Consider the following 22,657-nt stretch of genomic DNA (forward strand, 5'->3'; position numbering starts at 1 on the left):
CCCCCTCAGGTACGATAGCTTGCATTGATTTTGACATAATCATAGGATAAGTCACATCCCCAGGCCTTCCCTTTTCCTGCTCCCTGGTGAAGATTCACAGTAATCTGAATGGCGGCATTTGATAAGTACTCTTTTGCTTCTTCTTCAGAAAATGCCAGTGGAACACTATTTTTCAGCATGACTATAGGTCCGATTGCGATATCTACCGAAGACGGATCAATAGCTGGCTGGCTCTGTCCGATTGCCCCGATAATTCTGCCCCAATTGGCATCCGCTCCATATATAGCAGTCTTAACAAGGTTCGAGCCGACAATCTGTTTAGCAATCATTCTGGCATCGTCATCCGACTTTGTCCCTGATACCTCCACTTCTATCAGCTTTGTTGCTCCCTCACCATCTTTTGCAATCTGTTTGGCAAGACTTTCACTCGTTTGAGAAAGCATCTGTATAAATACATCCCAATCTGGATGGTTCGGCGAAAGTTTATTTATACCGCTGGTTCCATTGGCCATGACCAATACCATATCATTTGTTGAGGTATCTCCATCAACGGTTATCTGATTGAATGTTCGATCGGTAACCTGTTTCAATGCAAATTGCAAATCTCCGCAGTCTATATTTGCATCTGTTGTGATAAACGCAAGCATGGTTGCCATATTGGGATGAATCATTCCAGACCCCTTTGCCGAGCCGCCCATTGTAACGGTTTTCCCATCGATTACTGCCGAATAGCAGCACTTCTTCATCACTAAATCCGTTGTTAATATAGCTGTTTGAAAATCCTCTGAGTGTAATGCCTCATTGCCTGGCTTCAGCATCTTAATGCCCTCTTCTATCTTATCCATCTGCATATATTCTCCAATGACACCAGTAGAGGCAACCGCCACATGCTGTTCCTTTAAATTGAATTTATCTGCAGCTGATTTTCTCATTTGATAAGCATCCTTTAGCCCCTGGTCCCCTGTACAGGCATTGGCACATGCACTATTTACTATAACAGCCTGAATGAGGCCTTCTGCTGCAATGCTTTCCTGAGTAACTTTTAAAGGGGCAGCCTGAAAATGGCTTGTTGTATAGACAGCTGCACATTGTGCAGGAGTATCGCTTAATATAATTCCCAGGTCCTTTTTTGAATAGCGCAGCCCTGCATGGACGCCAGCTGCGGTAAAGCCTTTCGGTGTTATGATGCTTCCTGTCGGCAGTTCGGTTACTTCAGTTTGAGATACTAATTGCATTTATCTTTCCTCCTTATGGATAGAGCGGTACAAATCCGAGACCTGCTTTTTCATCCAATCTGCTCATAATATTGGCATTTTGTACAGCCTGCCCGGCTGCTCCCTTCATTAAATTATCAATCACTGAAACTATTGTCAGTCTGCCCGTTCTGGAATCCACATGAACACCTATATCGCAAAAATTAGAGCCTGCCACCTCTTTTACGGAAGGAAAAGAATTTTCAGGACGAATTCGAATAAACGGCTGTTTTTCATAAACTGATTGATAAAGTTCAAGAATTTGAGAAGAAGTGTATTCTTTTGTCAGCTGAACATAGCTGGTTGTCATAATGCCTCTTGTGATAGGAAGAAGATGGGTCGTGAATGTAATCGGCTTTAGAGCGGAATTCCATTTCATCAGCTGCTGTTCGATCTCAGGTGTATGCTGGTGCTGGTTTACCTTATAAACACGCAGGTTTTCATTAGCTTCTGCATAGCTTGTTGATCTTGAAAGTGCCCGTCCTGCCCCTGACACACCGGACTTTGCATCGACCACAATGCTATCGGGCTTTATTAAATTTTCTTTTACAACTGGTGCAAGACTTAACAGAGCAGCTGTTGGATAGCACCCAGGATTAGATATGATTTCTGCGGAAGCTATTTCGTCATGATGCCACTCAGAAAGCCCATATACTGCTTTTTCTACCAGAGATTCGTTAGCAGGAGTGTGTTTATACCACTCCAGATAGGCTTGAGCTGGGATTCGAAGATCACCGGAAAGGTCAATTACCTTTATATTCTTGCCTGAAAAATTTTCAGCAAGTTTCCCTGATACTCCAGATGGTGTTGCCAGAAAAACAATATCAGACTGGTCTGCTATTTGAGCTGGATCAATCCCCTGTAAGTTCTTGTCAATGATTTCATATAGATGGGGATATTCATTCCAAATGGGCAGATCTTCTTTCGTTGAATGAATCGATTTAATATTAAATTCTGGATGCTGTTTAAGGATACGGAGCAATTCCGCACCCCCATATCCGGTTGTTCCGATGATTGAAACGTTCATAATTGCTCCTTCCACACTTAATTGTATATTTAATCATTTATATACATATTTATGAATTTATGTTTCTCTTATTATAGAAACTGAAAGAAAAAATTGCAACCTATTTTACTGAAGTTTTAAAGATTTCTAATATTTATTTATACTCAGCACAGCTATTTCTGGATAAATTAAAAAACCGGCCTGGTCAGGCCGGTCTTTAATTATGAATGGCAAGTAATAACATGAAAAAGAATATGGCTGCATTTGCAATTTCATATATCCCAATTTTTTTAGGTGTAAATGATTTCCCATAAAATGCAATGGACCGAAAAAGGCTGGGAAGAAACGCTGCAGATACAATCCATCCACCTGCCAGCAGCCAGAGGATCGGTACCGCAGCATGAAAGATCCACGAAATCCATTTGAAGGAAATGTTTTTCTTTTCCCTGATCATTGATTTTACATAGAAGGTGCTTCCGGCAAAAAATGAAATGGAAGCTGCAAATACTGTCCAGGCCAGCGGTGTAATTTCCCCATGCGGCAAATAGCTGCTCGCAAGGCCTGCTATGGAAAAGGCACTAATGGCACTAAAGTCGTTACCCAATGCCCTATCTCTGTTATTAGACGAATAGCGTGCATTAATGATAAAAAAAGGAATCATAAGAAGTCCAAATATGAAAATCGACGGCCTTACCAGTAAAGGGAATAATAGCAGTAAAATAGCCGGAACCAAATAAATAATAGCCCACTTTGCATAAAAAGCCATCCTTTTTCTTTTAAATAGGAGAAGGCCAGGATAAGTAGCCAGATATAATAATATCCATCCTAAAAAAAACGGGATATGAGACCAAATAATATCAGATGCCGCCGCCCCGAGCCAAAATGGCAGGATCAGCATTGCCCAGGCTCCATGCTGTTTTGGCATAAATAACTTCATCCTTAATACCTCCCCGCTGCTTTCTGCCAATAATATATAATTTTCCGCGTAAATAATAAGTGAAGATTATCACTGGTAAACAAATCGCCACAAAACGTTCAACTTTTAGAGAATTATTAAAAACAGCCCCAAAAAAAAATGGACTGTTTTGTTTAATCTTATTTCTTTTTCTTACTTTCGCTCACTAAATACTCAATAATCCACTCAGTGCCTTTGGGATCACGGATGCTGAAAAACGGAGTTTCCAAATCTGCAGCCTTGTGCTTAATCACTTTATCTTCCCAGCAGAAGAGTGCACAGATATTTGTCAGTTCCTCTATAAGGTACCTATCTTCATCACTTCTGAGCATGAGTGCTTTAGGGTATGAAGCCTTTTTATGACCTTCAATAAGCACTACATCAGGCTGCAGCTGCACGGCAATATTAATTTGCTCCTCCAGGCTCCAGCTTTTCTTCTCAGCTTGTAAAAGCAGTCTGCCTCCACCCTCAACAATTGAAGCGGCTGCTCCTGATTCAATATGATTGCTGGAATCCTTTCCTTCTGGGGTTTCGGGTTTGCCGCCATGACCATGATGCTTAATGGTAACGACAGAAAGTCCCTTCCCTTTTAATCCGGAAATTATTTTGTTAACCAATGTTGTTTTTCCACTGTTTTGATAGCCGGATACCTGAAAAATAACAGGTTCCTTTACCATGGCCATTCGCTTCCTTCATGGTCCTCAAGCAATAGCACCTCAACAATGTCGCCCATGCCATAGCCTCTAGTTCCGCCGGGCAGAATCATTAGTGAATTCGCGCCGGCGAGACTCATCACAATGTTTGATTTATCCACTCCGCTTGGCGCCGCAACCAGTCTGCCTCCTGAATAATTCACAGCTGTCCGGACAAATCGTGTAAATGGATTTGCTTTTGGAAACTCAGCCACGAGCTCTGCTGTTTCTTTTCTTAAATGCGGCTTCTCAGAGAACAGCATTTTCCGGATAATCGGTCTTGCAAAAAGCTCAAATCCGACATAGCAGGCAGAAGGATTTCCGGAAAGTCCAAACAAAAGCTTCCCTTCATGCTGGGCAACTGTAGTCACACTTCCGGGCCGCATTGCAACTTTATTGAAAAGGACCTCTGCCCCAAGCTTTTCGTAAATGCCCGGCAGATAATCAAAATCGCCTACAGATACACCGCCAGTAGTAATCAGTATATCCACGCTGTTCAATGCTTCTTTCACAGCATCGAAACATGTATCAAATTCATCAGGGAGCTTTCCATAATAAATAACTTCCGCCCCAGCCCTTTCAATTTGGGCTGTTATCATATGGGCATTGCTGTTTCTGATTTTCCCTGGCTGCAGCGGTTCGTGTACTTCCAATAGCTCTGTGCCTGTTGCAAATAATCCGATAACAGGCTTCTTTGCAACCGGTACTTCGGCATAGCCAAAGGTAGCAAGAATAGCCTGAATTCCCGGGTTGATTTTTGTCCCCTTCTTGACCAGTGAATCTCCTTTTTTCGCATCTTCGCCCTTGAAGGAAACATTGTCTCCACTATTATAGGAGCGTTTAATGGACATAAAATTCTTACCGTCTTCTTCATATGCTTTTGCCAGCTCGAGCATTACTACGGCATCACATTCTTCAGGCATTTGCGCACCAGTCATAATTCTCACAGCCTGGAATGGACCAATGTTTTTGGAAGTTACATGCCCTGCGCCAATATGATCTACTACCTCAAATACTGTGGGATTTTCCATTGAAGCTTCCTTTGTATCTGCTGAACGAACAGCAAATCCATCATATGGTGATCGGTCAAAATGAGGGACATCATGGGTCGCTTTTAAGTCTTCTGCAAGAAAACGACCGTTGCTTTCATTAATGGATATGTATTCTGCACTTCCTTTTAATTGATAGGCCATGATTTTTTTTACTGCTTCCCCAACAGGAATGGGAGTTCTTTTTTCCAGCATTATATCAGCTCCTATGTACTTTTCTTAACGCTTTTTCTATTTCAATTATTATAAACGTACATGAAAACTTATAACATGACAATCATCACACTTTCAGTTTCATATGTGCATGGTTTTACCCAAAGGCCGTTTTCCAAGGTTTGTTGCTTTTTCTATATTATTTACTGAGTTGATTGTAGCGGAAGGTGCGAGATCCTCGAAAATGCACTCGCATTTTCTTCGTGCGGTGTTTACTCAAGGGAGCTTACTCAATGTCCTGCGGGAGTAGCGGGACAGGTGAGACCCCGCAGACGCGGAGCGTTGAGGAGGCTCACCGCCCGCCCCGCGGAAAGCGAGCAGCCTGGAGCGGAAATCAACGGACAACATTGATAGGCAAAGAACAACAATTTATGCGAAAATAGCCTACCCAAAAAACTTTATAAAAAGCCTGCAAGTGTGATGCCCGTCACCAAATTAAAAAGGAAATTCGTTTATTCTTTAGATAGTTCACAAGATAAAAGGAGGAAAATTCAATGACCATACATCTTACAGAAGACCGTCTGGTAAAAGATATTGTAAATGAATTTCCAAAGACAAGTGATGTTTTTAAACGTCATCGCATTGATTTTTGCTGCGGTGGAAATATTCCGCTGGTGCGTGCAGTTTCTGATCAGTCTGCAGATATGGAGGTTCTGATAAAAGAATTGAACGAGGTTATTCAGAAGGAAAACCAAACCGATGATTTAGAGGTTTGGACAGACAGTGCATCAGAAGACATTATTGAACATGTGATCAATCGATATCATCGTCCTCTTGAGGAGGAACTATCGCTATTAAGCCCTTATGTAACAAAGGTTTCAAGAGTCCATGGAGAAAGCCATGAGGAGCTTTTAAAAGTCCACCAATTATTCTTTGAGCTGAAGCATGAGCTTCTTGAACATACTTCTAAAGAGGAAGAGTCAGTTTTTCCAATGCTCCTGAAGCTTGAAGATCCTCAGGTTGAAAATCGCAAAGAAATCATCAGCTATATCCGGGAGCTTGAGAAAGAGCATGATCATGCAGGTTCAATTTTAAAGGAATTAAGAGAAATTACATCTGATTATACTCCACCTTCAGATGCATGCGGATCGTACCGTCTAGTGTATAAGCGGCTGGAAGATCTGGAAAGCCAAACCTTCATGCATGTTCACCTTGAGAATAACATTCTTTTTCCAAGATATTTATAAACATTACGATCTGCAGCCAATAACGGCTGCAGTTTTTTTGCAGTCTGAACGACAAAATAAAAAGCCTGCCCGCCTATGTCCATTTCTCGTGACAAAGCAAAGCATGCTTTTTTTATCCTCCAATATAGGACATTTCAATTTTTTTCCTGCTGGCAATGGTCTCTTCAGTCCGTTCGTCTGAATATCTGTCTTTTCTGCCGTTCCAAATATTAACAATCCGATCAGTAATTTCTTCATCCGTGGCGCCTTTTCTCATAAATCCCTTCAGATCATGTCCTTCTCCATTAAATAGGCATGTAAAAATTTGGCCGTTTGCTGACAATCTTGAACGTGTGCAGCTTGAACAGAAAGATTCAGAAACAGATGTAATAAACCCAACATCTACATCAGTATCCTTATAACGGTATCGCTTGGCAACCTCTCCGAAATAATCCGGATCTACCGGTTCCAATAAATAATGTTCCTTTAAAGTGTCATAAATTTCTTTTTTGGTAACAACCTCGTCCATCTTCCAGCCGTTTGTACTGCCGACATCCATGTATTCAATAAAGCGGAGCTGTAAGCCGTTATCTTTGCAGAACTTAGCCATCGGGACAATTTCAGAATCATTCAGGCCTTTTTTAACAACCATATTAAGCTTGACGCCAAGCCCTGCTTCTTTTGCTGCCTCGATTCCTTTAAGAACTGGTTTGACACCCACATTGCGTCCGTTTATTTTTCCAAACAGCTCATCATCCAAACTGTCCAGACTGATGTTAACCCTCACCAGCCCTGCTTCCTTTAAATCTTTCGCATGTTTGGGCAGCAATACACCATTTGTGGTAAGACCTATATCTTTTAAGCCCTCAATGTCTGAAAGCATTTTTACAAGTTTAGGCATATCCTTTCTCATAAGAGGTTCTCCGCCTGTTAACCTGATCTTCTCCACGCCAAGGCTTACAAAAATTTTAGCCAGCCGTTCAATTTCTTCATAGCTCAGAAGTTCATTTTTTGGAAGGAAAGCGAAATCCGGGCCGAAGACTTCTGCCGGCATGCAGTATTGACAGCGGAAATTACAGCGGTCAATGACAGAAATACGAAGATCTCTTAAAGGTCTATTCAATTTATCTTTAACGATTGTTTTAGCCATTTCGTTCAACTCCATATAAAGAGTGACTTAAATAAGCTTTCTATACAGATGTATATTTTAGCCTTTCCCTTAAAATAACAGAAATAACCCGGTATCTCAAATTAAGGGCTTCTACTATTAGAACATACAATCGTTTCAATGTTAATAGGGAATTGTTTATATAATAACAAAGACACACCATTTCAATAGAAAATGCCACAATAAAGACACAAAAGCCGGCAATGTTTTCACTATACAAATGATATTATTGTGAAAAAAGACAGTTGTTTTATGAAGGAGGATTAATATGGCTCGCACAGCCATTAAACCGACACATTCCATTGAGATTAAAGAGCTTCTTCATTTTGCAGACCGGCGTATGAAAACCTCCAAAGGGGCTTACATTTTTCAGGAAGGTATGGATGCTGCTGAACTTTATATTATACTTTCAGGCAAGATACAAATCAGCAAGATAACAGCTGATGGCAGAGAACTTACCTTCAGGTTATGCGGAGAAAATGAAATTATTGGCGAGCTTACCCTATTTACCAGTAACCCTAAATATTTATTGAATGCTTTAGTTCTTGAAGCTGGCGAAGTAGCTGTGATAAAAAAAGATGTCCTGGAAAAGGAGATATTTAAAAATAGCACATTGGCTTATGAATTTATGAAATGGATGAGCGACCACTTTCGTAATACTCAGACCAAATTTAGAGATCTCGTCCTTAACGGAAAAAAAGGTGCCCTGTATTCAACCCTTATCAGAATGACTAACAGCTATGGCATAAAAGTTAAGGATGGCATACTCATTGATCTGCCCCTTACGAATCAAGAGCTTGGGAATTTCTGCGGCACATCCAGGGAAAGCACCAACCGGATACTGGGTGAACTGAAAAAAGACAGCATCATTACCATTCTAAATGGAAAAATCACAGTCAAAGATCTTGAATATTTAAAAAATGAAATAGGCTGTGAAAACTGCCCTGCCGTATATTGCAGCATCGAGTAGGAGTGCATCCGAACGGCACTCCCTTTCTTTTATGATTTTGCCGCTTTCTTTCTAAGTGCCTTTGGAATATAAACACAAAACGGCTCGCTTTCCATATAATCCCCTGTCATGGCAAATGCCCGTGACCTGGATCCCCCGCATACATAACGGAACTCGCATTGTCCGCATTTCCCTTTATATTTATCAGGATTTCTGAGGTCTTTAAAAATTGGCGATTCCCTGTATATTTCAGCAAGTGGCTGTTCCCTTACATTCCCTGCTTTAACAGGCAGAAGCCCGCTAGGATAAACATCCCCAATATGTGAAATGAAAACAAATCCATTTCCGTCATTCACACCTTTAGGAGCCCTGCCTAAACCATCTATAGAACCCGTTAGCCCTTGCTGTGTAAGTGCATCGAGATATTGAATGTCCTCATTCTGAGCCTTCGCTTCCTTCATTTTTTGCTGAATGACCACTCGGCGGTAATGCTGGGCAGCTGTTGTCTTGATATCGAAAGTAACTTTTTTGCTTAAGTTATACAGCCATGTAAATACCATCTCATGTTCAACCGGAGAAATCATATCTGTTTCCTGCCCTCTCCCTGTTGGGACGAGGAAGAACACACTCCAAAGAACACATTTGAGTTCTTCTACAACTTTAGCCATTTCCTCAAGATAATCGATATTATAACGCGAAATAACTGTATTAATCTGGACTGGAATTTCAAGCTCGTGCAAATATTTAATCCTTTCGATCGTTAAATCAAAGGAACCGGCAGTACCTCTAAAATGGTCATGGATTTCCGCTTTTGGCCCATCAAGGCTGAAAGCCCATCGAGCTAAGCCGACCTCTTTGGCTTTTTCAATAGCTTCTTTTGTTACATTCGGTGTCGCACTGGGCGTCATTGACACACGCACGCCTTTTTTTACAGCATATTCGGCAATGTCGAATACATCCTGCCTCATTAATGGATCACCACCCGTAAAAACAAGCATAGGGTTGTTCATTTCCTTGATTTGGTCAATCAAATACTTCCCTTCATCAAAGGAAAGCTCTCGCGGATCTCTCCTGTATTGCGCTTCCGCACGGCAATGCAGACATTTTAGCTGGCATGCCCTTGTTAATTCCCATATCACAATAAAAGGGTCTTTATTAAAATCTCTATCAAATCCCATTTGAGATGCCTCCTTAACAGCCACAGGTCCTGGATGTTTCATCAACGCAATTTTGTCTTTCCATCGTTAGTATAGGATAATCGGCATGTTAAATAAGTGAACTACCTCACATACAATGCTCATTTTCAAAGAATTTACAGAGATGTGTTCAAAGGAATTAAAGCAAGGGCATAAAAAAACAGCAGGAAAATAATCCTGCTGTTTTTAAGATTCAATCTTATTGTACGCCAAGTGCAATTTTTGCATAGCGGGACATTCTGTCTTTAGACCAAGGCGGGTTCCAGACAATGTTCACTTCAGTGTCCTTTACTTCGGGAATATCAGCCAATGCTGACTTTACTTGCTCAACAATTGTTCCTGCCAAAGGACACCCCATGGAAGTAAGAGTCATATCTACCACGGCTTTACCTTCCTCTTCCATTTTCACCTCATATACTAAGCCTAAGTTCACAATATCTATCCCCAGCTCCGGGTCAACAACAAGTTCAAGTGCACCCATGATGCTGTCTTTTAAATCCTGGTCCATTTCTGCAGCACTCCTTCATTATTTACTTTATCTTTATCTTAACAAATATTTAAATGAATTGAAAAAATGTTGGTTATAGATGTTCCCCAAACCATTTAACCGTTTCCAGCAGCCCTTCCCTGCTTACTTTGTGCCCCGCCTGTTCATCTGATATAAACATGAGGTTTTCAGGTGAGTCACTATATAAGGGCTGGATGGTCTCATAAAATTGGTATGTATAGGAATAAGGAACAACCGGGTCTTTTTTGCCATGCCAGAACATAAGTGGCCTTCCTCCAAGTTTTTCAGGCTGAAGACTTAGATCCCGCTCCCTTAAAGTCCCCAGCAGATCTGCTAGTTCTTCGCTGGAAAGCGGAATTTTAATATTATTCTTCTTCAATTCATCCAGCTGAAGCTGAGCAAATTTTTCATAATACGGCATACCCATAAGGCTTACTGCAGCTTTGACCCACTCATACTGGGTCAAGGCGCCCAAAGTGACTATTCCTCCCATGGAGGTGCCCACAAGCCCTATTCTTCCCTTGTCGATCAGATCTGCATCCTCATAGACATCCCTGATTATGTTCAATTCCGCAATTGTATTTAGAACAATATCCCATAGCCTGAAATTTAAATCGCTGCCTGATAAACCTTCAGATCTTTCCCCATGAAGCAAGGTGTCTGGAAGCACCACCCTGAACCCTTTTTCAGCTAGCAGATAGGCATAATGCAGATTATGTTCTTTGGCACTCGTAAAGCCATGAACGAAAATAATAAAAGGCAAGCGTTCCCCTTTTACTTCCTGTCTGGCCAGTTCAAGAACAGGAATTTCTTTGATATGCTTATGTTCAATAACAACCACAGTTCTTCCTCCTAAATCTGTTAGGGCACAAGTGAATTTTTTTACAAAATTATAATAATATTGATAACATATATGTATAAAATGATTTTGTAAAAGCTTACGCTCTTGTTTTGATGTAAATTCTTTCTATATTTTCAGTTTAACATGTAGACTTTTTTTTTCCAAAACCTTTACACTTAAAAGAAAAGCGGGGCATACTTCAAGATAAGCAATTGGCTGCAGTGCGTAAACTGCAGTTAAATTCTTATAAAAAAGTGCTGAGCGCTTAGAAGGAGATCTTATGGCAGAAAAACATTTAATTGCACTGGACCTTGATGGAACATTATTAAAAGATGACAAAACCATCTCAGCTAAAACTAAAATGATTATTCAAAAGGCACGCGAACAAGGACATGAAGTGATGATTGCCACCGGAAGGCCATTTCGCTCCAGCGAAATTTATTATCGTGAAATGGGATTGACTACGCCAATTGTCAATTTCAATGGTGCTTACATACATCATCCTAAAGATCATAATTGGGGAGTTTATCATACACCTCTGCAAATGAACGTTGCAAAGGAAATTGTAGAAGCCGTTAATAGCTATACAGTTCATAATATTGTAGCAGAAGTTATAGATGATGTTTACCTGCATTACCATGATGAAAAGCTTCTGGATATCTTCGGTTTTGGCGATCCCAAAATTACGACTGGAGATTTACGCAATTATCTTAATGATAATCCGACAAGCATGCTGATCCACACAGATGAAGAACATGTAAAAACAATTAGAGCCCATCTTTCCGAAGTCCATGCCGAAGTGATTGATCACCGTCGCTGGGCGGCTCCATGGCATGTCATTGAAATCGTAAAAACAGGGCTGAATAAAGCTGTTGGCCTCCAAAAAGCAGCTGATTACTTCCAAATACCGCCTGAGCGGATCATAGCTTTCGGTGATGAAGACAATGATCTTGAAATGCTTGAATATGCAGGCTACGGGATTGCCATGGGCAATGCTATTGACCAGGTGAAAAATATTGCCAATGAAGTCACCTTAACCAACGAGGAGGATGGAATCGGAATCTATTTAAATGAATTATTAAACCTTAAAGCACTATAAGCAAATGACCAAAAGAAATTTAATGGCAACCAGTCCTTTAAATTCCCTTTTTAAATCATTCCTTTAGAGCATACTAAGGGATGGAGCAGCACAATGCTGCTTTAAACTCTTTCATGGAGGAGATTCGAATGGGTAAACGTAATAAATCAAAACGCTTCGTACAACAGGGTGTTGATACTGTTAGTAAGCATGATGAACGTATCCCGTACCACATGACCTATGCAGAGGCGGAAGCCCAAAAATTAGCTAATGTGAAAGAATCATCCCTCGGAGGAATATAACGATGGGAAACAGATTATTTCAGGAAGCCAGAAAATATGTGGAAATAGCTAAAAGTTCTGCAGGCGAAGAAACTGTTTCCCGTGCGAAAAATGCTTTAAGTTCCGCGTTTGCCAATTCCACGGCGGCTGAACAGGCACAGCTGCGGGAGATGCAGCAGGAGCTTGAGCAATATTCGCAGAATCGCTAAAAAGAAGCTGGCAGCCTCGATGGCTGCCAGCTTCTTTTTTACCTCCTTTCCAGGATAACAGGAAAGGGATTTATAATATGTCCGTCATTATGGCTTTTTTCATATAAATGCAAAATCACTGATCCGTTTTCAGGCAATTTATCAGCAGGAATGCTTACTTTTATATTATAGTTCTCCCAGTTATTTGAAAGAGCTGATACTCCCTTTTCAGGCAGCAGTTCATTATGGCCATCTTCAACTGTATACCATAGCTTTCCGTTTTTTGGACGCCCTTCAATTGATACTGAATATAAGCCATTCTCTCCAGTAACCTTAACATGGCGAAAGGCAGGATTTTGTCCTGGGATATAGACAGAGGCTTCTGATTCCGCTTTGGTCTCCAGTTCTTTGCCATTTAAGTTTGATGCCAAAAGCCTGGCTTTTACAATGTACTCCCCTTCCTTTACTCTTTTGCCATTGTGCCGATAATCCCACTGCTCTTTCCACACCTTGAATTCATCCGGTTTGACGGCAATGGTCTGTATAGCTTGTAAAAATGCTTTACCTTCTGAAGAGGAATATACCATTTCGCCATTTTGATTTAATATATTTACTTCGTAAAATTGGGAAGTCCTAAACTCAAAGCTTAGCGGGTAATTGGCAGTATTCCTCAGAAGCAATTCTATCTCCATTGTTTCCGTTCCTGCTTGAGGCATTACTTTAAAATCAAATGGCATTTCCTTTTTAGAAGCTTCAAAACTTTGCAAAGGCATAGTGAAGATAATCAGAGCAGCAGCAGTCAAAAGCCGAAGCATCCTTCATCCCTCCATTTATTTAATCCCTGCGGAAGAAACCATAAACACCAGCGGTTTGGACAATATTTGTAAAGGCATTCGGATCTACTTCTTTAATAATTCTTTCAAGGTCGAATAACTCATAACGGGTGATGACAATCATCATCATTTCCTTGTTTTCATTTGTAAAAGCCCCCTTTGCCGGAATGGTTGTAATTCCCCTGACCAGATGGTCATGGATGGCTTTTTTCATTTCTTCCGATTTTTTCGTTATAATTAATGCTGTCAGTTTCTCATGTCTTGTATGAATGGCATCAATGACCCTGGTTGAGGCATAAAGGGTAACAAGAGTGTATAAAGCTTTTTCCCATCCATACAAAAAGCCAGCTGTTATTATAATAATGGCGTTAAGTGTGAAAAAATATGTACCGACAGGCTTGTCTTTCATTCGGGACAATACCATTGCGATGATATCCATTCCTCCTGTAGAAGCCCCCCATTTCAGTGTTATCCCTACGCCAACAGCCGCAATCACACCTCCAAAAACGGCATTAAGCAAAATATCTTTTGAAACATGAATTACCGGTATGATTTCCAAGAAAAATGACATTAAGAATACGCTTAGAAAACTGTAAATAGTAAAAGACCTTCCAACCTTCTTCCAGGCTAAAATGGTTACAGGAATATTTAGAATGAACAGCAGAATTCCTGTTGATCCAAAATCCCCAAGAATGCTTGATAATAGCTGTGCCACACCTGTAAAACCGCTCGCATATACATTGGCAGGTATCAGAAAAAAATTCATCGCAATTGCGTTCAATATCGCGCCAATCAAAACAATAAATACTTTCTTAGTTTCTAACCAAACCATTTTTTACCCCCTGAATTTTTTTATTATTTTCTTTACCCAGTAAAGTGAATCTTCAATCAGCGGGGGATTTTTCCCCGCTGATTGTTAGTTGAGGCACACAGCACAAGGAAGGCTTCGTCAGCATAATCATCGACCAAAAGCTGCAGCTTATGGGAGGAAGCGGGTCACAAATACGTTTTCACAGCATACGGGCAGTTTGCCCCCCGCTTATATCCCTTCTATTCCTTTGATTTCTGAAAGTAAGAGTCTTACTGCCCGTTAGACTTGCGAAAAGTGTCATTTTCAACACAATTCATTGTTTTTTCTCCTTGATTTCTATAAACTTAATTCATATAGTTTGAAAGCAGGTGAAAGAAAATGTCAGTAAAAATTTTAGCTGACAGTGCGTGTGATCTGCCGCTAAGCTTCTATGAAGAAAATGGCGTCACACTTTTCCCATTAAAGGTTCAACTGAATGATACAGAATATGAAGATTTAGTCACCATAGAACCTAAGGATGTTTATGATGCTATCCGTGAGGGCCAGGTGCCTAAAACATCTCAGGTATCCCCTCTCCATTTTGAGGAAACGTTCATGAAGATGGCAGAACAAAATGAAGACGGCATTTATGTTTCTTTTTCCTCCGGACTCTCAGGTACATACCAGACCGCTGTAATGATTTTGGAGCAAGTAAAAGAGAAATACCCGGATTTCAAATTATCCATTATCGATTCTAAGGCGGCTTCATTGGGATATGGATTAATCGTTAAGGCAGCGGCTGCTAACGCACAATCAGGCGCATCCAAGGAAGACATACAGCAAGATATCGAACTTCGATGCCGGCACCTCGAGAGTTTATTCACTGTAAATGATCTCGAATACCTGGCAAAAGGCGGCCGTGTTTCTAAAGCTTCCGCATTTCTAGGCGGACTTTTGAACATTAAACCTCTGCTAACTGTAGAAGATGGCAAACTTGTACCGATTGAGAAACTGCGCGGCAAGAAAAAGCTTCTTCGCCGCATCATTGAGCTGATGAAAGAAAATGGGACTTCGTTTGAGAATCAGACGGTCGGCATCAGCCATGCTGATGATGAAGACACAGCTCTTGAAATGCAAAAATTAATCCTGGAAGAGCTAAAAGCCAAAGAAGTCTATATTACATCCATAGGCTCTGCAATCGGGTCCCATACGGGTCCAGGAACAATTGCGATTTTCTACCAAAAGCAAATATAAACCTAGTGAAGAATACATACTCCATTTCATTCTGACAGACAATATGATTGTACTTCAGTAATATTCTGAAGGATAAACCTCTCAGTGTGAAAGGAGTATTATTATTATGCCGCATACTTCCGATAATGATAAAAAAGCAAAAGACAATAATGCGCTTCTTCACGAAAAAAATATGATGCGCGAGAAAAACCGCAAAGCCGGGAAAAACCAATATTCCAAAAAGACAGATCATCTATAATAATAAAACGGGCAAGCATTGGCTTGTCCGTTTTTAGATTGTGAATTAGTCTTTCTTTATATATGTCCATCCATCTTCCTGATAAACCTTGCCTTCCTTCATAAGCCTTCCCAAGGCCCTTTTAAAAGAAGCTTTGCTTAGCTGAAAACGCTCCTGTATATCTTCTGGCGCGCTTTTATCGCCAAATGGCATCGCACCATTGCGGCTTTCAAGATAAGATAGGATTTTTTCGGAATCATCGTCCAATACCTCATGTTTTCTGGGTATAAGGGAAACATTCACTGTTCCGTCCTCTTTCACATCAACAATCCGTCCCTCAACTTTTTCGCCAAGACGGGGCTCCCTTTTGCGCTGGGATTCATGGATAAAGCCTTTAAAGCCCTCAGCTGTATAAATCCAGCTCCCAACCTTTGCAGTTCTATATATATGTCCGTGAATATTCTTATTAAAATCACTTTTGGCTGCCTTTATTGAAATATCTGTAATGACAGGATCAGTAGCCATTTTTACATAAATTCTGTTATTCTTATTCACCCGGAGTGTAATGTATAACCTATCCCCTTCAATCGGCCAGACGGCTTCATGTACAGGCAAATCTTCCTCACCGAGGAGCATGTCCTTCTGAATGCCGATGTTGATAAATACACCGATGCCGGGCTTTACATCACTTACATGCGCCCATCCATATGTACCAGCCTGAACTTCCGGAATCACAGTTGTTGCTGCAATTCTTCCCTGAGAGTCCATATAAAGAAAAGCCTCGACTTCCTGTCCTTCCTCCAGCTTTTCATCTGTCTCGTTCTGATGAAGAAGAACATCTTCCTCTCCATCCGTCAAAAAATAGCCAAAAGCCGCTTCCCTTGAAACAATCAGTTTAGCAGCACGGCCTAAATTCTCTTCTAAAGCCATCCCTTTTCCTCCTTCTTAGTTTCCAGTAAACAAATATTCATTATATTAAATCTTTCCCAATTAAGATCACATAACTCCTAAAGTTGTTTGAACTGCTATATTTTACTATAATAAGGACAAGAAGTGAAACTTAAAATGTTATCTCCAAGGAGGCTGTCATGTCTAAAGAAAGCTCATTTGATATTGTATCCAAAGTTGACTTTTCTGAAGTAACCAATGCCATTAATATTGCCATGAAGGAAATCTCCACCCGTTATGACTTTAAAGGCAGCAAAAGTGATATAAAGCTCGATAAAGAAGAGCTCGTGCTTCTATCTGATGATGAATTTAAAATGGAACAGCTTAAAGATGTTTTATTGAGTAAATTGATAAAAAGGGGCATACCTGTAAAAAATCTTGATTACAGCAAGATTGAGGGGGCATCAGGCGGAACTGTACGCCAAAGAGCAAAGCTTGTCCAGGGAATTGATAAAGACAATGCCAAGAAGATCAATACCCTTATTAAAAACAGCGGTTTAAAGGTGAAGAGCCAGGTTCAGGATGATCAGGTCCGAGTAACCGGCAAAAACCGCGATGACCTGCAGAAGATTATTGCTGCTGTTAAAGAGGCAGATTTGACTGTTGATGTTCAATTCGTAAATTATCGGTAATTTTAAGCAAACGGAGAAAATCCGTTTGCTTTTATAATTTTTCAGAAAAACCAGCTTGCTTTAAATGAATTTATTTGCTGATTTTTTAATTTTCACCGTTTGAGAAAGAATGCTAAGGGTTATTTTACAAATTTATACATCATTAATTCATCTGCATAAGACCCATCGCTTCTTTTAATATGTTTAATTTTGCGTCCTTCCTCCTGAAATCCAAATCGCTTGTACAGATGGATTGCTCTTTGGTTATACGAAAAGACTTCCAGGCATACTTTTTCAAGACCCGGTTCCTCTTGCGCCCACTTCAAAAATTGCTCCATCATTTTGCTTCCCAGTCCCTGGTTACAATGCTTCTTCTGTATTGTAATCCCGAAATAACCCAGATGGTTTACCTTTTTGCTTTTTGAACGCCGAAAGTTCAGCATTCCAATCACTTCATTGTCAACTTCCGCTAATAAAATAAGATCTCCAGTTCTTATGCTCTGCTCAATCCACGCTTCCTCTTCTTCAATTGTTAAATTAAACTCATCCGCCTCAGTCATTAAAAAATCAGTTTCTCCAAATGCTTTCCGGCAATGCGCCAAAATGGCTTCTGCATCACTTTTGTCAGCTGATCGAATCTCCAAATCCTGTTCCACCACCCTTTTTTAAATCCATTATATAAGAGCAATGCAAATAATTTCCATGTTTTTTTACCATAATAAAATGGAATTAAAAGAGTATTAATGATTTGGAGGGATTTCGTAATGTCTAATACTCAAAACAATCCAAAGGAATTTCCGCCTCAGCATCAGGATCATCAGCCCGGCACAGAGGCGCCAATGCAGCCTGAGCCCCAAACTGTTGATCCAAATTATAAAGGGTCCGATAAATTAAAAGGAAAAGTTGTTTTAATAACAGGCGGAGACAGCGGCATCGGAAAATCAGCCGCCATTTATTTTGCCAGAGAAGGAGCCAGCGTGGCGATTGTCTATCTGGAAGAACATGAAGACGCAGAAAAGACTAAAGAGGCCATTCAGGCTGAAGGACAGGTCTGTCTGCTGATCTCCGGAGATCTCGGAAGCGAAACATTCTGTAAGGATGCAGTCAGGAAAACACTTGATAAATTTGGGCAAATCGATGTACTGGTTAATAATGCAGCCGAGCAGCATCCTCAAAAAAGCCTGCTCGATATCACTGCTGAACAGCTTGAAAAAACATTCCGAACAAACATCTTTTCATTCTTCCATCTGACAAAAGCAGTACTTCCTCACCTTAAAAAAGGGAGCTCAATTATCAATACTGCTTCGATAACAGCTTATGAAGGCAACGAGCAGCTAATCGACTATTCTTCAACAAAAGGAGCGATTGTCTCCTTTACACGCTCATTGGCCAAATCGCTGGCTGGACAGGGAATTCGCGTAAATGGAGTTGCTCCTGGACCTATTTGGACACCGCTTATTCCATCTACATTCACAGCGGATAAGGTATCAAAATTTGGATCAAATACCCCAATAGGCAGAGCAGGACAGCCTTATGAATTAGCTCCGGCTTATGTCTATCTTGCCAGTGATGATTCATCTTATGTGAGCGGCCAGATGATTCATGTCAATGGGGGCACTATTGTAAACGGGTAGAGTGAAACTTCAATCAGAAAGGGTTCAACTAACCCCTCTGATTGTTAGTTGAACCAATCTGGCCTATACGGGCAGTTTGACTCCCAATGATCTCTTATGAATCCTCTGGAGTCTTCCATTGGTGAGTCTTACTGACCGTTAGACGGCGATAAAAAAGGGAAGCCTGCATCAGGCTTCCCTTTTTTACGATACAATCTGTGGTTCTTCAGTTTTCGGACTGCTGCATGAGCAGCGTTTTACAATTTTATGGGGAATAATAATGCGCTTTACAGGCTCCCGCGGGTTTTCAATTCTGTATATAAGGCTTCGGGCAGATTCAAATCCCAAATCGAATATATTGATATCGACAGAAGTTAGAGGAGGTCTGGACATTTCAGCCAGAAGCACATTATTAAAGCTGATGATAGACATATCTTCAGGAACTTTTATACCCATTTCATCCAGAGTATTCAGGACACCCAATGCCATTAAATCGTCGGCAACCACAAGGGCGGTTGGAGGTTTTGTCAGGGAAATGAGTTCTCTGACAGCTTCCTGGCCTCCTTCTTTTAAGAATTCTTCATGAACAATATACTCATTTACCAGTTCAATTCCAGCATCCCTTAATGCTTTTTCATAGCCGAGCAGACGTTCAACTGTAACAGTTAGATTCAAGTTTCCGCCGACAAACGCAATTTGCTTATGGCCCAGCTTAATCAAATATTCCGTTACTTCTTTGGCTGCACGGAAATTATTATTATCCACGTAAGTGATTTCTTCTTCGTCCGAAAAAGGCTTGCCAATAACAACAAATGGGAAATCCCTATCTTTTAAGAAGGCCAGAACTTTATCCTCCACTTTTGAATACAGCAATATCACTCCATCTACCCGGCCGCCCTGTACCATTTGGACAACACCTTCATAGATCTCATCATCTGTTTTCCCGGTTGTCATATGGAGAGCATAATGCCTTTCATGGGCTCCCTCGCTCAGACCCCTAAGGACAGTTGGAAAGAAGGGGTTCTGAAATACAACATCCGTAGAACTGGGCATTATCAGCCCAATTGCGCGGGTTGATTGGCTTGCAAGGCTTCGGGCAATAAAATTCGGATGATATCCTAACTGTTCCATTGCTTCCCTGACTTTTTGCTTAGTTTTCTCGCTGATGCGAGGATTGTTGGCAATTACCCTTGAAACAGTAGAAGGCGCAACTTTTGCCATCTTTGCTACATCTTTAATTGTGACTGCCAATAGAATCACCCTCTCCGTGAGGTCTCTGTTATTAATATTATAATCAAAACAGGTTTGATTTTCTTTCCTTTTTTAAACAGTTAACAGGAATAGGAAGAAGGGGAGGCTCTAATGCCAAAATTACTCGGATTTCTTCTGTTTTGACCGCTTCCATAAAAGATAGATAAAAATCATAAAGGCTGAATAAACTGCTGCAAGTGCTGCAATCAGCGGAATATTCAATCCCGATTTTTCTGCCAGAACATATACTTCAGCCTCTTCCCGGTCAATGATCATCTCATATTTTCCGTCTTTATCTCGGATGAGATCATCAGCAATCATGCCGCGAAGCTCTTTTCCTTCTTCTAATTGAGTGGAATCAAGTACCGCTTTCTGTGACTTTGTTGAATTATTGATCACAATAACCGTTGTTTCATCTTCGTAATTCCGTTTATAAACGGCAAAACCGTCCTTTTCCTCCAGCAGTTCCATGTCGCCCCTTGTTAAAGATGGCAGCATTTGCCTAACTTCCCCAAGTTTTGCGATATAATCAATCAGTTCTTTATCTGTACGGAAATCCATTTGCCTGCGGTTGTCAGGGTCCTCACCGCCATCCATAGCTATTTCACTTCCATAATAGACAATTGGAATCCCAGGTGTGGTATACATGTATGTTAAGGCAAGTTTCCACCTTGGACCCGGATGATGATTTTTTGTGATAGCATCCCGAGTGAACCTGACAGTATCATGATTATCCATGAAGCTTCCCATTAGATAGGGATTTTCATAAAATGCCTTATTTCGGTCCCAGTTTGCAAAAAGCCAGCTTAACGATTTGTCAGGCTCTGCAAAGGCAGTTCTTAAATGATCATTTAAAGGATAATCAACAAAGCCGTCTATTCCTGTTTTTTCATATTCAGCAATATATTTTGGATCATCCGACCATACTTCCCCCAGCAAATAAAAGTCTTCTTTGACTGACTTTACATTTTTGGCGAATTCGGTCCAGAATGATTTTGGAACATGCTTTACAGTATCAATACGATATCCATCAATATCCGTTTCTTCGATCCACCACTTTGCTGCATCAATTAAATAGTTTTGTACCTCAGGGTTTTCCTGCTTTAAATCAGGGAGTCCATAAATCCAGCCATTTTCAATCTCAGATTGATTCGTCCAGTTGATGATATCTTGTTTTTCATGGAACCAGTCCTTTTTCCCGGGGTCATTAACCCATTCGTGATTGGTGCCCACATGATTTACAACAAAGTCCAAAATCACTTTCATGTCTCTTTTGTGAGCTTCTTGGACTAACTGCTTGAATTCATCCATTGTGCCAAAGTGCTCTTCCGTGTTATAAAAATCTTTAATCCAATAACCGTGATAGCCCTTCTCTTCATTATCAAAAACAGGAGTCAGCCAAATTGCGGTAAACCCCATATCTTTAATATAATCCAGGCGTTCTGTAATCCCCTTAAAATCTCCGCCATGATAAGCTTTTGGGTCCTGAACATCGACTTTAAAGTCATTGTTGGGATCTCCATTGCTAAATCGGTCAACCATTAAGAAATAAAATGTTTCATCTTGCCATTTACGCTCTTCTTTTTCAGCTGCTCCTGCCGGCAGGGCATAAAAAAGAAGAAACGGGATTAAGATGAAGGTTATGATTCCTTTATTCATCGCCGCTCCTCCTTCATTTTTCAAGCCGCTGAGAGACTGCAATCCAGTTCAGTTCGCAGACTGCAGCGGCCAGTAAAGTTTCAGCCCTTTAAGATTAGCCTTTTGTTCCCCCTGCCGTCAAACCAGATACAAAGTATTTTTGGAACATAAGGAACAGTGCAGCAATCGGAATGGCAATTAAAACAGAGCCAGCAGCAAACTTTGTAAATTCATTTCCAAATTGCTTCGCAACCATTTCATACAATCCTACAGCCATTGTGAACTTTTCATCTGTTCTTAATAAAATTCTTGCAAGGATAAAATCCCCAAAAGGAGCTATGAATGAAAATAGCGCAACTACCGCAACAATTGGTTTTGCCAGCGGCATAACAATTTGCCAGAAGACACGCAGATGGCTCGCACCATCCATTTTCGCAGATTCATCAAGTTCTTTTGGAATCGTATCGAGATAACCCTTCATCAGCCAGGTATTCATTGGAATCTGTCCGCCGACATACACAAGGATTAATCCAAGATGTGTATCAATTAAACCTGTTCTTGTCGCTAATACAAATATGGCAATCAGCGCTGCAAAGTTGGGTATCATTTGCAGTATCAGGAAAGTTAATAATCCATTTTTCCTTCCGATAAAGCGGTAACGGGAAAATGAGTACGCAGTGAAGGATACTGTAATAACCGTTAAAATCATGGTCAATGTACTTATTTTCAAAGAATTCCAGTACCATTTAACATAATTGGATTTATCTGAATCAAAAAGGTATTTGTAATGGTCTAATGTCGGATTTTCAGGAAACATTGTGGATCCCGACAAACTTTGGCCTGGATTTAAGGAAGAACCCACTACCCACAAAAGCGGATAAATCACAATAAAGCTCATCAAGGTAATGATTACATAGGAAAAAGTCAGCCGGATAATTTTATTTTTCTTCATGCTCATA

General features: G+C 40.6%; 25 protein-coding genes. 9 read left to right on the forward strand and 16 right to left on the reverse strand.

What is annotated here, in order from left to right; translation table 11 throughout:
• Positions 1-5: 5 nt before the first annotated feature.
• The 5 genes from argJ to MKY20_RS23245 all read right to left on the reverse strand — a co-directional run bounded on the left by argJ (position 6) and on the right by MKY20_RS23245 (position 5,150).
• Positions 6-1,235: a bifunctional ornithine acetyltransferase/N-acetylglutamate synthase gene (gene argJ, locus MKY20_RS23225; protein ID WP_071157539.1), complete on the reverse strand. Its 1,230-nt coding sequence runs from the start codon at positions 1,233-1,235 to the stop codon at positions 6-8.
• 13 nt (positions 1,236-1,248) lie between these two features.
• The gene (argC, locus tag MKY20_RS23230; RefSeq protein WP_251174412.1) at positions 1,249-2,280 is read right to left on the reverse strand and encodes an N-acetyl-gamma-glutamyl-phosphate reductase; all 1,032 of its coding nucleotides are present in this window, start codon (positions 2,278-2,280) and stop codon (positions 1,249-1,251) included.
• Positions 2,281-2,476: 196 nt separating this feature from the next.
• On the reverse strand, positions 2,477-3,196 hold the full coding sequence (locus tag MKY20_RS23235; RefSeq protein ID WP_251174413.1) for a YwiC-like family protein: 720 nt from the start codon (positions 3,194-3,196) through the stop codon (positions 2,477-2,479).
• A 158-nt stretch (positions 3,197-3,354) separates the two neighbouring features.
• Positions 3,355-3,897 carry a molybdopterin-guanine dinucleotide biosynthesis protein B gene (mobB, locus tag MKY20_RS23240; protein ID WP_009331246.1) on the reverse strand — a complete coding sequence of 181 codons (543 nt, stop codon included), beginning with the start codon at positions 3,895-3,897 and terminating at the stop codon, positions 3,355-3,357.
• Positions 3,885-5,150, reverse strand: coding sequence for a molybdopterin molybdotransferase MoeA (locus tag MKY20_RS23245; RefSeq protein WP_009331247.1), 1,266 nt, complete (start codon positions 5,148-5,150; stop codon positions 3,885-3,887). The genes mobB and MKY20_RS23245 overlap by 13 nt, the downstream gene beginning before the upstream one ends.
• Before the next feature lie 512 nt (positions 5,151-5,662).
• Here MKY20_RS23245 and ric point away from each other — a divergent pair.
• Complete coding sequence (gene ric, locus MKY20_RS23250; RefSeq protein WP_009331248.1) at positions 5,663-6,355, forward strand: iron-sulfur cluster repair di-iron protein; 693 nt, start codon at positions 5,663-5,665, stop codon at positions 6,353-6,355.
• A gap of 112 nt (positions 6,356-6,467) precedes the next feature.
• Here ric and moaA read toward each other — a convergent pair whose 3' ends face one another.
• Positions 6,468-7,484, reverse strand: coding sequence for a GTP 3',8-cyclase MoaA (moaA, locus tag MKY20_RS23255; RefSeq protein ID WP_251174414.1), 1,017 nt, complete (start codon positions 7,482-7,484; stop codon positions 6,468-6,470).
• Between the two features lie 286 nt (positions 7,485-7,770).
• Here moaA and MKY20_RS23260 point away from each other — a divergent pair, with 286 nt between their 5' ends.
• Positions 7,771-8,472 carry a Crp/Fnr family transcriptional regulator gene (locus MKY20_RS23260; protein ID WP_009331250.1) on the forward strand — a complete coding sequence of 234 codons (702 nt, stop codon included), beginning with the start codon at positions 7,771-7,773 and terminating at the stop codon, positions 8,470-8,472.
• A gap of 29 nt (positions 8,473-8,501) precedes the next feature.
• Here the strand turns inward: MKY20_RS23260 and MKY20_RS23265 are convergent, their stop codons facing one another.
• The 3 genes from MKY20_RS23265 to MKY20_RS23275 all read right to left on the reverse strand — a co-directional run bounded on the left by MKY20_RS23265 (position 8,502) and on the right by MKY20_RS23275 (position 10,996).
• A complete protein-coding gene (locus MKY20_RS23265) occupies positions 8,502-9,629 on the reverse strand; it encodes a TIGR04053 family radical SAM/SPASM domain-containing protein (protein ID WP_009331251.1) in 1,128 nt (375 codons plus the stop codon).
• Positions 9,630-9,846: 217 nt separating this feature from the next.
• Positions 9,847-10,155 carry a metal-sulfur cluster assembly factor gene (locus MKY20_RS23270; protein ID WP_251174415.1) on the reverse strand — a complete coding sequence of 103 codons (309 nt, stop codon included), beginning with the start codon at positions 10,153-10,155 and terminating at the stop codon, positions 9,847-9,849.
• A 73-nt stretch (positions 10,156-10,228) separates the two neighbouring features.
• Positions 10,229-10,996, reverse strand: a complete 768-nt coding sequence (locus tag MKY20_RS23275) for an alpha/beta fold hydrolase (RefSeq protein WP_009331253.1) — start codon at positions 10,994-10,996, stop codon at positions 10,229-10,231.
• 280 nt (positions 10,997-11,276) lie between these two features.
• On the opposite strand from MKY20_RS23275, the gene MKY20_RS23280 reads away from it, so the two are divergent.
• The 3 genes from MKY20_RS23280 to MKY20_RS23290 all read left to right on the forward strand — a co-directional run bounded on the left by MKY20_RS23280 (position 11,277) and on the right by MKY20_RS23290 (position 12,564).
• The gene (locus tag MKY20_RS23280; protein WP_009331254.1) at positions 11,277-12,095 is read left to right on the forward strand and encodes a Cof-type HAD-IIB family hydrolase; all 819 of its coding nucleotides are present in this window, start codon (positions 11,277-11,279) and stop codon (positions 12,093-12,095) included.
• 128 nt (positions 12,096-12,223) lie between these two features.
• The gene (locus tag MKY20_RS23285; protein ID WP_009331255.1) at positions 12,224-12,376 is read left to right on the forward strand and encodes a hypothetical protein; all 153 of its coding nucleotides are present in this window, start codon (positions 12,224-12,226) and stop codon (positions 12,374-12,376) included.
• A gap of 2 nt (positions 12,377-12,378) precedes the next feature.
• Positions 12,379-12,564 (forward strand): DUF3813 domain-containing protein, encoded by a 186-nt coding sequence (locus MKY20_RS23290; protein WP_009331256.1) that lies wholly within the window; start codon positions 12,379-12,381, stop codon positions 12,562-12,564.
• Between the two features lie 38 nt (positions 12,565-12,602).
• On the opposite strand, the gene MKY20_RS23295 is transcribed toward MKY20_RS23290, so the two are convergent.
• Together MKY20_RS23295 and MKY20_RS23300 are read right to left on the reverse strand one after the other, a co-directional pair.
• On the reverse strand, positions 12,603-13,358 hold the full coding sequence (locus MKY20_RS23295) for a BsuPI-related putative proteinase inhibitor (protein ID WP_009331257.1): 756 nt from the start codon (positions 13,356-13,358) through the stop codon (positions 12,603-12,605).
• Positions 13,359-13,377: 19 nt separating this feature from the next.
• On the reverse strand, positions 13,378-14,208 hold the full coding sequence (locus MKY20_RS23300; RefSeq protein WP_009331258.1) for a YitT family protein: 831 nt from the start codon (positions 14,206-14,208) through the stop codon (positions 13,378-13,380).
• Positions 14,209-14,565: 357 nt separating this feature from the next.
• On the opposite strand from MKY20_RS23300, the gene MKY20_RS23305 reads away from it, so the two are divergent.
• Together MKY20_RS23305 and MKY20_RS23310 are read left to right on the forward strand one after the other, a co-directional pair.
• The gene (locus MKY20_RS23305; RefSeq protein ID WP_009331259.1) at positions 14,566-15,420 is read left to right on the forward strand and encodes a DegV family protein; all 855 of its coding nucleotides are present in this window, start codon (positions 14,566-14,568) and stop codon (positions 15,418-15,420) included.
• 106 nt (positions 15,421-15,526) lie between these two features.
• Positions 15,527-15,658 carry a DUF3941 domain-containing protein gene (locus MKY20_RS23310; RefSeq protein WP_009331260.1) on the forward strand — a complete coding sequence of 44 codons (132 nt, stop codon included), beginning with the start codon at positions 15,527-15,529 and terminating at the stop codon, positions 15,656-15,658.
• Positions 15,659-15,703: 45 nt separating this feature from the next.
• Here the strand turns inward: MKY20_RS23310 and MKY20_RS23315 are convergent, their stop codons facing one another.
• On the reverse strand, positions 15,704-16,567 hold the full coding sequence (locus MKY20_RS23315; RefSeq protein ID WP_009331261.1) for a CvfB family protein: 864 nt from the start codon (positions 16,565-16,567) through the stop codon (positions 15,704-15,706).
• Between the two features lie 158 nt (positions 16,568-16,725).
• Here MKY20_RS23315 and MKY20_RS23320 point away from each other — a divergent pair, with 158 nt between their 5' ends.
• On the forward strand, positions 16,726-17,217 hold the full coding sequence (locus MKY20_RS23320; RefSeq protein WP_009331262.1) for a YajQ family cyclic di-GMP-binding protein: 492 nt from the start codon (positions 16,726-16,728) through the stop codon (positions 17,215-17,217).
• Positions 17,218-17,336: 119 nt separating this feature from the next.
• On the opposite strand, the gene MKY20_RS23325 is transcribed toward MKY20_RS23320, so the two are convergent.
• Positions 17,337-17,840: a GNAT family N-acetyltransferase gene (locus MKY20_RS23325; protein ID WP_071157551.1), complete on the reverse strand. Its 504-nt coding sequence runs from the start codon at positions 17,838-17,840 to the stop codon at positions 17,337-17,339.
• Positions 17,841-17,960: 120 nt separating this feature from the next.
• Between MKY20_RS23325 and MKY20_RS23330 the strand changes: the two genes are divergently transcribed.
• On the forward strand, positions 17,961-18,830 hold the full coding sequence (locus MKY20_RS23330; RefSeq protein WP_251174416.1) for an SDR family oxidoreductase: 870 nt from the start codon (positions 17,961-17,963) through the stop codon (positions 18,828-18,830).
• A gap of 183 nt (positions 18,831-19,013) precedes the next feature.
• Here the strand turns inward: MKY20_RS23330 and MKY20_RS23335 are convergent, their stop codons facing one another.
• The 3 genes from MKY20_RS23335 to MKY20_RS23345 all read right to left on the reverse strand — a co-directional run bounded on the left by MKY20_RS23335 (position 19,014) and on the right by MKY20_RS23345 (position 22,656).
• The gene (locus tag MKY20_RS23335; RefSeq protein ID WP_009331265.1) at positions 19,014-20,060 is read right to left on the reverse strand and encodes a LacI family DNA-binding transcriptional regulator; all 1,047 of its coding nucleotides are present in this window, start codon (positions 20,058-20,060) and stop codon (positions 19,014-19,016) included.
• 120 nt (positions 20,061-20,180) lie between these two features.
• On the reverse strand, positions 20,181-21,719 hold the full coding sequence (locus MKY20_RS23340; RefSeq protein WP_251174417.1) for an alpha-amylase family glycosyl hydrolase: 1,539 nt from the start codon (positions 21,717-21,719) through the stop codon (positions 20,181-20,183).
• Positions 21,720-21,813: 94 nt separating this feature from the next.
• Entirely contained in the window at positions 21,814-22,656 is an 843-nt protein-coding gene (locus MKY20_RS23345) for a sugar ABC transporter permease (RefSeq protein ID WP_009331267.1), read from the reverse strand.
• Position 22,657 lies beyond the last annotated feature (1 nt).

This window comes from Cytobacillus sp. FSL W8-0315 (assembly GCF_038002905.1).
Classification (GTDB): Bacteria; Bacillota; Bacilli; order Bacillales; family Cytobacillaceae; genus Cytobacillus; species Cytobacillus pseudoceanisediminis.

Excerpts from the sequence above, each read along its gene's own strand:
- argJ (WP_071157539.1), bottom strand. The coding sequence starts at position 1,235 with ATGCAATTAGTATCTCAAACTGAAGTAACCGAACTGCCGACAGGAAGC.
- argC (WP_251174412.1), bottom strand. The coding sequence starts at position 2,280 with ATGAACGTTTCAATCATCGGAACAACCGGATATGGGGGTGCGGAATTG.
- MKY20_RS23235 (WP_251174413.1), bottom strand. The coding sequence starts at position 3,196 with ATGAAGTTATTTATGCCAAAACAGCATGGAGCCTGGGCAATGCTGATC.
- mobB (WP_009331246.1), bottom strand. The coding sequence starts at position 3,897 with ATGGCCATGGTAAAGGAACCTGTTATTTTTCAGGTATCCGGCTATCAA.
- MKY20_RS23245 (WP_009331247.1), bottom strand. The coding sequence starts at position 5,150 with ATGCTGGAAAAAAGAACTCCCATTCCTGTTGGGGAAGCAGTAAAAAAA.
- ric (WP_009331248.1), top strand. The coding sequence starts at position 5,663 with ATGACCATACATCTTACAGAAGACCGTCTGGTAAAAGATATTGTAAAT.
- moaA (WP_251174414.1), bottom strand. The coding sequence starts at position 7,484 with ATGGCTAAAACAATCGTTAAAGATAAATTGAATAGACCTTTAAGAGAT.
- MKY20_RS23260 (WP_009331250.1), top strand. The coding sequence starts at position 7,771 with ATGGCTCGCACAGCCATTAAACCGACACATTCCATTGAGATTAAAGAG.
- MKY20_RS23265 (WP_009331251.1), bottom strand. The coding sequence starts at position 9,629 with ATGGGATTTGATAGAGATTTTAATAAAGACCCTTTTATTGTGATATGG.
- MKY20_RS23270 (WP_251174415.1), bottom strand. The coding sequence starts at position 10,155 with ATGGACCAGGATTTAAAAGACAGCATCATGGGTGCACTTGAACTTGTT.
- MKY20_RS23280 (WP_009331254.1), top strand. The coding sequence starts at position 11,277 with ATGGCAGAAAAACATTTAATTGCACTGGACCTTGATGGAACATTATTA.
- MKY20_RS23285 (WP_009331255.1), top strand. The coding sequence starts at position 12,224 with ATGGGTAAACGTAATAAATCAAAACGCTTCGTACAACAGGGTGTTGAT.
- MKY20_RS23290 (WP_009331256.1), top strand. The coding sequence starts at position 12,379 with ATGGGAAACAGATTATTTCAGGAAGCCAGAAAATATGTGGAAATAGCT.
- MKY20_RS23295 (WP_009331257.1), bottom strand. The coding sequence starts at position 13,358 with ATGCTTCGGCTTTTGACTGCTGCTGCTCTGATTATCTTCACTATGCCT.
- MKY20_RS23300 (WP_009331258.1), bottom strand. The coding sequence starts at position 14,208 with ATGGTTTGGTTAGAAACTAAGAAAGTATTTATTGTTTTGATTGGCGCG.
- MKY20_RS23305 (WP_009331259.1), top strand. The coding sequence starts at position 14,566 with ATGTCAGTAAAAATTTTAGCTGACAGTGCGTGTGATCTGCCGCTAAGC.
- MKY20_RS23310 (WP_009331260.1), top strand. The coding sequence starts at position 15,527 with ATGCCGCATACTTCCGATAATGATAAAAAAGCAAAAGACAATAATGCG.
- MKY20_RS23315 (WP_009331261.1), bottom strand. The coding sequence starts at position 16,567 with ATGGCTTTAGAAGAGAATTTAGGCCGTGCTGCTAAACTGATTGTTTCA.
- MKY20_RS23320 (WP_009331262.1), top strand. The coding sequence starts at position 16,726 with ATGTCTAAAGAAAGCTCATTTGATATTGTATCCAAAGTTGACTTTTCT.
- MKY20_RS23330 (WP_251174416.1), top strand. The coding sequence starts at position 17,961 with ATGTCTAATACTCAAAACAATCCAAAGGAATTTCCGCCTCAGCATCAG.
- MKY20_RS23340 (WP_251174417.1), bottom strand. The coding sequence starts at position 21,719 with ATGAATAAAGGAATCATAACCTTCATCTTAATCCCGTTTCTTCTTTTT.
- MKY20_RS23345 (WP_009331267.1), bottom strand. The coding sequence starts at position 22,656 with ATGAGCATGAAGAAAAATAAAATTATCCGGCTGACTTTTTCCTATGTA.